This window comes from Micromonospora sp. 15K316, from assembly GCF_004348525.1.
Lineage (GTDB): Bacteria > Actinomycetota > Actinomycetes > Mycobacteriales > Micromonosporaceae > Micromonospora.
Map to the genome: position 1 here is coordinate 24,711 of NZ_SMKG01000038.1, position 9,667 is coordinate 34,377.

At 69.0% G+C, this 9,667-nt stretch carries 8 protein-coding genes and 2 pseudogenes; 3 read left to right on the plus strand and 7 right to left on the minus strand.

What is annotated here, in order from left to right; translation table 11 throughout:
* Window positions 1-29 precede the first annotated feature (29 nt).
* On the plus strand, window positions 30-215 hold the full coding sequence (locus tag E1211_RS11250) for a response regulator transcription factor (RefSeq protein WP_256371320.1): 186 nt from the start codon (window positions 30-32) through the stop codon (window positions 213-215).
* Between the two features lies 1 nt (window position 216).
* Here the strand turns inward: E1211_RS11250 and E1211_RS32450 are convergent, their stop codons facing one another.
* Window positions 217-381, minus strand: coding sequence for a hypothetical protein (locus E1211_RS32450; RefSeq protein WP_165947235.1), 165 nt, complete (start codon window positions 379-381; stop codon window positions 217-219).
* Here E1211_RS32450 and E1211_RS11255 point away from each other — a divergent pair.
* The gene (locus tag E1211_RS11255) at window positions 355-939 is read left to right on the plus strand and encodes a TetR family transcriptional regulator (RefSeq protein WP_243709496.1); all 585 of its coding nucleotides are present in this window, start codon (window positions 355-357) and stop codon (window positions 937-939) included. The two genes, E1211_RS32450 and E1211_RS11255, sit on opposite strands and share 27 nt — an antisense overlap.
* 426 nt (window positions 940-1,365) lie before the next feature.
* On the opposite strand, the gene E1211_RS11260 is transcribed toward E1211_RS11255, so the two are convergent.
* Window positions 1,366-2,394 carry a hypothetical protein gene (locus tag E1211_RS11260; protein WP_132348159.1) on the minus strand — a complete coding sequence of 343 codons (1,029 nt, stop codon included), beginning with the start codon at window positions 2,392-2,394 and terminating at the stop codon, window positions 1,366-1,368.
* Window positions 2,395-2,992: 598 nt separating this feature from the next.
* Between E1211_RS11260 and E1211_RS11270 the strand changes: the two are divergent.
* Window positions 2,993-3,579: pseudogene (locus tag E1211_RS11270) on the plus strand (IS3 family transposase); the annotation flags it as partial.
* Here E1211_RS11270 and E1211_RS11275 read toward each other — a convergent pair.
* The 5 genes and pseudogenes from E1211_RS11275 to E1211_RS33380 form a co-directional block, all read right to left on the minus strand.
* Window positions 3,513-4,379: an IS5 family transposase gene (locus tag E1211_RS11275; protein ID WP_371686147.1), complete on the minus strand. Its 867-nt coding sequence runs from the start codon at window positions 4,377-4,379 to the stop codon at window positions 3,513-3,515. The pseudogene E1211_RS11270 and the gene E1211_RS11275 overlap by 67 nt on opposite strands.
* A 1,415-nt stretch (window positions 4,380-5,794) precedes the next feature.
* The gene (locus E1211_RS11280) at window positions 5,795-6,589 is read right to left on the minus strand and encodes a GNAT family N-acetyltransferase (protein ID WP_132348163.1); all 795 of its coding nucleotides are present in this window, start codon (window positions 6,587-6,589) and stop codon (window positions 5,795-5,797) included.
* 153 nt (window positions 6,590-6,742) lie between these two features.
* Entirely contained in the window at window positions 6,743-7,597 is an 855-nt protein-coding gene (locus E1211_RS11285) for an NAD(P)H-binding protein (RefSeq protein ID WP_132348177.1), read from the minus strand.
* A 126-nt stretch (window positions 7,598-7,723) separates the two neighbouring features.
* Complete coding sequence (locus E1211_RS11290; protein ID WP_132348165.1) at window positions 7,724-9,232, minus strand: GMC family oxidoreductase; 1,509 nt, start codon at window positions 9,230-9,232, stop codon at window positions 7,724-7,726.
* A gap of 316 nt (window positions 9,233-9,548) precedes the next feature.
* A pseudogene (locus tag E1211_RS33380) lies at window positions 9,549-9,667 on the minus strand (3-ketoacyl-ACP reductase); the annotation flags it as partial.

Here is a 9,667-nt window from a genome sequence, read left to right on the forward strand (position 1 = left end):
TGATCATCCTGGCGGCACTGCCGTGCCCGCTGACCGCCCGCGAGCTGGAAGTGCCGCGCGCGGCCGCGGACGGCGCACCGGTCGGCGAGATCGCGGCGGCGGTGCATCTCGTGCCCGGCACCATGCGCAACTACCTGTCGGCGGCGATGCCCACGCTCGGGGCGCCGACCCGGTACGCCGCCGCGCGTACCGGGTCGGAGCAGGGCTGGATCTGACTCACTCCGCGGTGTAGGCGCCCGACCGGATGTCGTCGAGCAGCGTCGGGCCGGTCGGCGTCCAGTCGAAGGCGGCGCGGGTCGCGGCGCTCGACGCCCGCACGTCCATGCCCCAGAACGTGCCGATGAACCCGGCGAAGTGCTCGACGGCCTGCTCCGGCGTCACCGAGTCGGTCGGGAGGCCGAGCACCTCGCCGATGGCCTCGGCTTCGTCGAGCACGGCTTCGACGGCGTCACGGTCGCCGAGATCGCCTCGGCGGCCGGCCTCACCGAGCGCACGTTCTTCCGCTACTTCGCCGACAAGCGCGAGGTGCTCTTCCCCGGCCACGACGAGTTCGAGCGGAGCTTCCTCCACGGCCTCGAGAAGGCCCCGGACGACGACCCGGTCTCCCTGATTACCGCCGCCCTGGCGGGCGTGGCCGAGTTCTTCCCGGACGAGCGCCAAGCCTGGTCCCGCACGCGTAACGCCATCCTGCAAGCCCACCCCGGCTTCCAGGAGCGCGAGCTGCTGAAGATGTCCTCGCTTACGGCGACCCTGACCCGCGCACTACGGGAGCGCGGCATCGTCCCGATCGCCGCGGCCCTGGCGGCCGAGACCGTGGGAACGGTCTTCCGGACCGCGTTCACCGCCTGGATCGCCGAGGACGAGACGCGCTCATTCACCGAGATTCAGGACGACGTGGGGGCCCGGTGGCACGGGCTGCTCACCGTCCGACGGTCATAGCCCTTCGGGCGCGTACGGACGCTGCGGTCGGTCAGGCGAGCGCCAGCGCGCCAGAGAATCAGCGGCGAGGGCGCGGGCCTGGCGCGTCCTGGCAGGCGTGCGGCGCCCAGACGTCCCCGCATTGCTGCCGCCGAGCAGGTGACCATGATCCGCCCCTCGTACCGGCCGAACGAACGACGCAGGCGTCGGTCACCAAAGCCTGAGTCGGTCCCGGATGGTGCCGCGACCGTCAGCCCACTGATCCGCGTTGTTCAGCCAGCCGATCCCCTTGTCGCCTGCGGCACCTCGATCCGTCGAACCCCAGCCTCAGCCCTCCGTTGCTTCGTGAATGACGTCGCGGTGCCGCGCTGGCGCCGGGCTCGGCAGGTGTGGCCGGTGCCTCGATCAGCACCGACGGCTGCTTTCCGGCCCAAGCTGTCGTCTCTCTCAGGGCGCCGGGTCCGAATCCTGCGCGAGGCGGGATGCCAACTCTTCGGCGCGCTGACGCCGCTCCTCGGTCAGCCCGACCCGAGCGTGCCCATCGAGCAGTCCCGCGGCCGCGCCCGGGTGGTCCGGCGGCAGCGGCTCGCTGGTCAGCCACCCCTTTTTGACCGCCTCGACGGCGAAGTCACTGATTATCTGGGCCTGAGCGGTATGAATTGGGGCCTCGACCGGCGCCGGAGCGGGGTCGGTCGGTTCCAGTTGTGCAGGGTCGGCAAAGACGAGCCTGCTGAGGTCGTATCCCGGCAGTCGACGCGGCTGTCCAGCAGGCAACACCGGTGCCAGTGCCCGGAAGACTGCGTGTACGGTTTCCGGCCGGTAAGGGTCCTCTGCCTCACCGGCCCTCAGCAGTACACCGCCTTCCGGGAGCGGGACGACCTCCGCGAACGCTCCGCTGGCGGCTAGCGGTGCAACACCGCCGAGGCGTTCGGCCAGCTCGCGAGGTACGACGGTCACCCAGTCGTAGCCCCGCAGAAAACGCCTGCTCTCCGCAGCAGAGTCTGAGTTGATGCGGTACAGACCCATGTCCAGGAGTGTCTCGCCGGTCACTGCCCCGCCATCCAAGGCCACCTCGCCGTATGCGGGATCGGTCGAGCTGGCGACCCTGCGAAGCATCTCCTGCAGTCGGGGGGCGATCTCGGCGAGGCGGCCCGGCTGGTCTTCGAAGGACACCGAGGCCTCGAGCATCAGATGGTCCGGAGCGGCGAATCGAAACACGTACAGGTCCAGGGATGAACGGCGCCGACGGTTGGACCAGGTCCAGGAGATCTGGCAGACGTCGGGAGTTAGGGCATCGCGCCACGCGCTGACAGGCCGTGCGGCGGCACCTTCGTTCACCGCTCTGCCGCGTTTCGGTGGCCGCATTCCGTCACCCAATGAGGGCAGGAGCAAATCCACTGTCTCGTCGTACCAGCGCTGCAGCACTGGCTGGACACGCTCGAAGTCTTCGCCGAAGTCCAGATAGAGGCGGGCCACGCCGGTGTCTTGGGTCGCCTCACCGCCAGGCCAGTCGGGCGAGGTTTCGTCCGTGTCGTCGTACGTGGTGTGTTCTCCGACAATCTCGGGGCATGGGCGGGAGTTCCCCGGCCCATTGTATCGGCCGGCGGCGGCCGGCCTGACCGGCCATTACCTCAGCCCTGGCGGCTGGCCCGTTGACCACTGAACGATTCGCCGAGTTGGTTGGCGTTGAAGCAGCGTGCAGGTGCCCTTGTGGTGCGGATCGCGCCTCGCGGTCGGGCTCCTGCCACGCCCGGTGGCCGTAGGCCAGCGCGCGGGTAGAGGGCCGCACGCCGTGGCGATTGTCGCTGCGTTGCTCGACCTGCCCAGCCGGTCGCGGCGGCACACCCTGGGCTACCGGGCGGTCATATGCGGTCGTGCTCGGCCGGTGCCCGGATGCGCCGGCCGGCTCGGAATGGGCTCGGCGCACTCCGCGAGGGCCCATCCCGCCCGCGGAGGCGCGCCGCACCACCCGGTCGCGGTGAGTGCCTCGTCCTCTCGGCTCGGGACTGCCCCCGGTTCGGTTGACTCCTGACCTGTGAGGATGTGTTCCTCGCTGGAAGGATGTCTGCCATGCCGAGGGCTCACGAGGCGGGCGGGGCCGCCGGTGCACGACGACTTGGTGCAACGCCACTTCACCGCCGACGCCCCCAACCGTCTGTGGCTGACCGACATCACCGAACACCCCACCGCCGAGGGCAAGCTGTACCTGTGCGCGATCAAGGACGTGTACTCCGGCCGGATCGTCGGCTACTCCATCGACTCGCGCATGAAAACATCCCTGGCCGTCGCGGCGTTGTCGAATGCGGTCCGGCTCGGCGACCCGGCCGGCACCGTGGTCGACTCCGACCGCGGTAGCCAATTTCGGTCCAGGAAATTCGTGAAAGCGTTGCACCGCAACGGACTGGCCAGCTCGATGGGCCGCATCGGCGCCCGCGGTGACAACGCCGCGATGGAGTCGTTCTTCGCCCTGCTGCAGCGCAATGTCCTAGACCGGCAACTCTGGCAACACGTCACGAGCTGCGCCTGGCGATGGTGACCTGGATCGAACGCACCTACCACCGCCGCCGACGGCAACAACGCCTCGGCCGGCTCACCTACGCCCTGTCTCGAAGTGCGTGTAGCCATTCGTTGATGGCGGTGACGTGGATGGTGGCTTCGTAGCGGACGGCCAGCTTGTCGTATCGAGTGGCCAGGCCACGGTGGCGTTTGAGCCCGTTGATGCCGCATTCGACGGCGTGGCGCTGCCGGTAGACCACGGGGTCGAACGCCGGTGGCCCGCCTGCGGAGCCTTTGGCGCGGCGGTGTGCGTCCTGGTCGACCTTGCTCGGGATGCATGCCTTGATTCCGCGTCGGCGCAGGTAGGCCCGGTTCCCGCGGGAGGTGTAAGCACGATCGGCGATGACCAGTTCGGGCCGAACGCGCGGACGGCCGGCGCCCAGGCGAGGAACGCGAACGCCGGCCAGCACCGCGGCGAATTGTGGGCTGTCCCGCGGAGCCCGGCGGTCAGCAGCATCGACAGCGGCTTGCCGCCTTGCTCGCACGCCAGGTGCAACGTCGTCGTCCACCCGCCCCGGGACCTGCCGAGGGCCTGGTCGGCCGGCTCCGTCACCACCCCGCCAGGCGGCTCGACCTGCTGCTGCGGGCACCGGCGCGCATCGGCAGCGTGCTGATGGGCAGGGCGCGATGCTCGAGTCGACGCTGACATCCCACGTGATCAGCCCGGCCGCGTCGGCGCGGGCCGGCAACCCAATCACGATCTGCTGCCAGACACCGGCCCGCTGCCACCGTCGAAACAGCGCGTACACCGCTTGCCAAGAGCCGTAACACACTGGCAAATCCCGCCACGGCACGCCGACCCGCACCCGCCACCGGATACCGTCGATGAGCTGCCGCTTACTCCACTGCGACGGTCGACCCGGACGCTTACCCGCAGGCAGCAGCGGCGCCAGCACCGCCCACACCCAGTGCTTCCCGACAGGACCATGGGCTCACCGCTGGCTGGCACGACCGTGCGGGGCATCAGTGTGTTCCAGGACACATTTGGGCTGGGAGGGACTTTACCCTGCCGGTCGGGCGAGCGGCCAACCGCGCGTTCGGTGCGAGGAGCGTGGAGATGACGGCGGCAATCTGCCGCAAGCGGCGGTCAGGGGGTCAACGTCCCCACGCGGGGATTGCGTCGATCAGGACGCTGCCATAACGCTGACATCGCCGCGCGAAGTCGCCAACCAGAGGACCCGGAGCACCCGTCGCTCGGGCAACGGCATGCCGCCGTCCAGGGCGGTCCACGACAGCACCTTCGAGGTGAGATGGTGCCGTTCGATGCCGCGTTCTTCCCACATGCTGGCCCGGGCAGGGAGGTGGTGACGGCGGCCACTACTGCCCCACCGGGCTGGTGCGTCAGGCCTTGCAGGACCACCGCACTGCGGCGCACCAGTTCCGGCTACCGACCGTGGTAGTTGTGGGATCTCGCGAAATCCTTGCCACGCCTCTACGGTGCCGTGCAGCGTCGGTGCCGGGTCCAACCGCGCCGGTGGCCGGCCGTACGTTGGGGCGTACGCCAGGTCGAAACCCACCGCCTGTCCACCGGTGACATCGAAATCGGCGTACACCCGCCCCGCTTCGCACGCTAACGGCACCGCGCCCCGCAGGGTCAGCGTCACTGGGCCGGCGGCCGCCACCACCGTGTCCCCTCGCCGGTTCAATGCGGCATTAGCAGCCCGTACTCGGGCCGGGGCACGAATTCGCACCGCATCCGCACCGTGCCGGTCAACCCCTCGGCGACACGGACCAGCACCGCCGAGGGTTGCGGCCCAACTCATGCCCCCGCAGCCGCGAGCGCCTCCGTGACCACGACACTGCCTCCACCGGTGCGATGCACGGTGCACAGCACCGGGCGAATCCTCGACGTACGCCGCTCGATCCGGTGCCCGGCCTGGCCCGGTGTCGATGCCAACAACCAGTATCCGGCCTCCGCATCAAGCAGTCTCCCAAGAACCGACGAGTCGTCGTAACGCGCCGGACACCACCAATCCACCGACCCGTCCCGACTGACCAAGGCAGCTGAAGAACAACCAGACAGAAACCCGTAATCAGCTATAAGGGATCCAGGCACCAGCCCCCTTACCCGCTAGTGGTCGAACCGGGTTGCTGCGCGGGGCGATACACAATCAATTCTGGCGGCGGCCACCGACTTCTCGGCGGACTCGTCGAAACGCACGGAGCGGGCCCCGCACGCGGGGCCCGCTCCGTCGAGCCATATCACCGCACCCTGCCCTGCGGCCGTCAAGCCCGTTCAACCTGGACCGCGCGGCACGACCGACGGCGAGGGGAGGGTGAGAAGGGCTCACGCCACAGGTCGGAGACCAACGACATTCAGTCAGTGCTGGACGGGTTGGAGGAAATGGATCGGCGTGTTGGTGCGGTAGCCGATGCGCTCGTACACGGGCTGCCCGGCCTGCGTGGCGTGCAGCACCACACGCCGTTGCCCGGTCTGCTTGATGCCCTCATAGATCGCCTTGCGCGTGACGGCTTCGCCGTATCCGCGGCGCATCTCCGAGGGCATGGTCGCGACGAGAGCCAAGAAGAGAGAGTCGGGGCCGCCTATGGTGGCGGCGCACGCCACCGGACGCCCGTCGCGGTAACCGATGTAGGCGTAGGCGTCATTCCGCCAGAGTCCGGAGCCGCCCAGCGCGGCCGGTCCCGCCTCGGGCGGCATGCCGTACGCGCGGGCATTGATCTCGCCGTACGTGACGAGGTCGTCGTCGGTTTCCACCCGGCGGAACTTCAACTCGGGGTGGTGCGGCTCGGGAATCGACAGGTCACCGGCCATACCGCGACCGGAGAACGCGAGTTCGAACCCGGCTTCCGCGATTCGCGGCAGCAACTCGTGCCGAGCTTGCGGGCTCAGCAGATCCTCGAAGAGCCAGAGGTACCCGGCCTGCGACTTGTCACGCATGAACAACGCCGCCCGGGAGAGCTGATCGCTGAGGTCGTCCACTGAGATGTCCACGCCGGTCAGCGTCACGGCGTTCCAGAAGCCGAAAATGCTGTCAGCCCACATCCGGCTGACGCCGTTGTCGGTGTCGGTCTGCCCGCCCCGATCCTGAACCAGGCGGGTCCAGACGGCGATGAGTTGGTCCCTCGACTCCACCGAGTCGGCTGTTGATGACACGAAGAATATCCTTTCGGGGACTCCGGAGAAGCATAGGTCGACGTCGCATGCCGACCGCCAAGCTATCCGCTACGGGTACTTAAGCCCCAAGGCAGCGGTGGGGACGCGCAGACCCGTATGACCGATCTACGGGAACCCCGCCGACCGACGCCGCTACCCGAGCCAGCGGCCCGTGGCGGCGGTCTGGGCGACGTACTCCTCGAACGTTCTGGGTGGTCGGCCGAGAACCCGCTGCACCCCGTCGGTGAGCGCGCCGGAGCCGTCCAGACCGTCGCGGATGGCTACGCGGAGTGCCTGGTTCCTGCGCGCCATTCCGGGTGGCATGCCCTGGTCGATCAGCCGCTCGAGGTACGCCTCGGGTGTGAGGTCGATGTATCGGATCGTGCGCCCGGTGGCCTTGCCGATGAGGCCCAGCGCCTCCTCGAACCCGATCGCCCGCGGCCCGGTCAGTTCATAGATCTGGCCGTTGTGGCCGTCCTCGGTGAGAGCCGCCACCGCGACGTCCGAGATGTCCTCCGCGTCGATGAAGGACACCAGTCCGTTACCGCAGGGCAGGTGAAGCGCCCCGTCCAGAACACTGCGCAGCCAGATCCCCTCACCGAAGTTCTGGGAGAACCAGGTCGGCCGGAGGAAGGTCCATTCGACGCCGGACGTACGCACAGCCTCCTCAACGATCTTGAAGGGGTGGCTGTCGTCTGCCACACGCAGACCGATGCCCGACAACATCACCATCCGCCGCGCACCGACGGCGGCCGCCTCGGACACGAACCTCTGAATGCTCGACACGCCCTCCGGAGTCAGCACCGGGTTGGGCGCCACGAGGTAGACGGCGGTGACGCCGTCGAGCGCGGGCGCCCAGGTCGTCGGGTCGACGAGATCGAAGTGAACGTCGCCGCCGGCGCGGGCCGCCGACCGCACCGGCCGCCCTGCGGCTCGCAGACGGCGGACAATGCCGCGACCGGTCTTGCCGGTACCCCCCACGACAAGAATCGTGCCGAACTCGTTCATCACGCAAACAATCCCTCTGCCGATCTGATCCCGCCCGTACGGTGGCGAGCGCCCCGACCTCCCGGCGGAAGGCCGCCGGGAGGTCGAGACGTCAGGTGGTAGATCCGGTGCTTTCCGTCGCGGTCGCTACCGGGCGATGAGCGTCGCTGCGCGCTCGGCGATGGCCAGGACGGTCGCGTTCGGGTTCGCGCCGACGATCTCCGGCATCACCGAGGCGTCCACCACCCGAAGCCCGTCGACGCCGTGCACCCGCAGGTCGGCGTCGACGACAGCCATCGGGTCGGTGCCGATCCGGCAGGTACCCGTCGCGTGGAAGTACGGCCCGGTGACCTGCCGGACGTACGCCTCGAGCTCGTCCTCGTCCTGCAGCTTCGCGCCGGGCAGCGCCTCCTGGACCCGCCAATCGGCGAGTGCTCGCGCCTCCCCGACCTCCCGTGCCATACGCAGTCCGGTGACCATGCGGGACAGGTCGCGTTCGTCGCCGAGGAAGTTCGGGTCGATCAGCGGGGCGGCGGTCGGCTCGCCGCTGGCCAGGCGGACGCTGCCACGGCTGTGCGGGAGCATGAGGCTGAACGCGATCGTGTAGCCGTTCGTGGGGCCGGCCAGCCCCGGCGGGTGGTAGGCGATGTCGAGGAAGAGCAGCTGAAGGTCTGGCGCCGGGAGATCGGGGCGGCTGCGGACCATCGCCACCAGGTCGCTGTGCTGGTTGACGGTGGGCGGGACGGGTTTGGTCGCGGCGTAGGTGATTCCGGCCAGCGGATGGTCCTGCAGGTTCGCGCCCACGCCGGGCAGGTGCGCCACCACGTCGATACCGAACTCCCGCAGATGCTCGGCCGGACCGATCCCGGAGAGCATGAGCAGGTGCGGGGACCCGACCGCGCCGGCGCTCAGAATGACCTCGCGATCAGCCGACACCGAACGCAGCTGCCCGTCGACCGAGTACTCGACACCGGTGCAGCGACCCGCGGACAGAGTCAGCCGGCGGACCACCACATCCGGGATAACGGTCAGGTTCGGCCGGGCGAGAACCGGGCGGAGGTACCCGTCGGCGGCGGACTGCCGTACGCCGTCCACAATGTTCGTGTCCAGCCACGCCACCCCCTCCTGCTCCTTCCCGCTCAGGTCGGAGGAGAAGTGGTGCCCGACCTCGAGGGCGGCGTCGAGATAGGCGCTGGACAGCGGGTGGGCGTCCGTGGCCGGAGAAACCACCATCGGCCCGTCGGTGCCCCGGTAGCCGGAATCCCGCCCCGGCGCCCGCTCCGAACGCTTGAAGAACGGAAGGAGGTCCTCGTGACCCCAACCCTCGGCGCCGTTTCGAGCCCACGCGTCGTAGCCACTGCGGTGGCCCCGCATGAAGGCCATCGCATTGATGCTGCTGCTACCGCCGAAGACCTTGCCTCGAGGATAGGGATGCACGATGCCATCCGTCCCGTTCTGCGGCACGGTGGTGAATCCCCAGTCGACGGCGCTCCCGATCAGAGCCGGCCAGGCCGGAGGCACGGCCATCAGCTCCGGCCCTTCCGCGGCGCCGGCCTCGACAAGAAGCACCCGGGTCTGCGGGTTCTCCGACAGCCGCGCCGCAAGCACGGAACCGGCGCTTCCGGCACCAACGATCACATAGTCAAATGAGTGCATCTACTTCTAGTCTCACTTTCATGGGAGATACAGCTCGTCACCGCGACGGGAAGAGCCTTGTGAACCGATGCCGAGCGCCCTGCGGCCATCGACACCAGAGTTTCGAGTAGGCCTGGCCGTCCGGCGAGGACAACCAGGCTGGCCGGGTGCGGTTGGGCTTTCGAGTCGCGCGTCCTGGGCACCAAACCGTCTGCCGCTACGGACATGACCGGTCGGCGTCGTCAGTTCGGACAATTAGAAACATGTCGCCCAGGACACACCCGGTCAGCCCCGTTCCCGTAGATGACTCCGAGTGACGCACCGGGGGTGCCGGCGGTCAGATGGCGCCGCCGTTGGCGTACACCACCTGGCCGTTGATCCAGCGGCCCGGGCCGGCGAGGAACGCCACGATGGGCGCGACGTCCTCGGGCATGCCCATCCGGCCCAGCGGCGGCT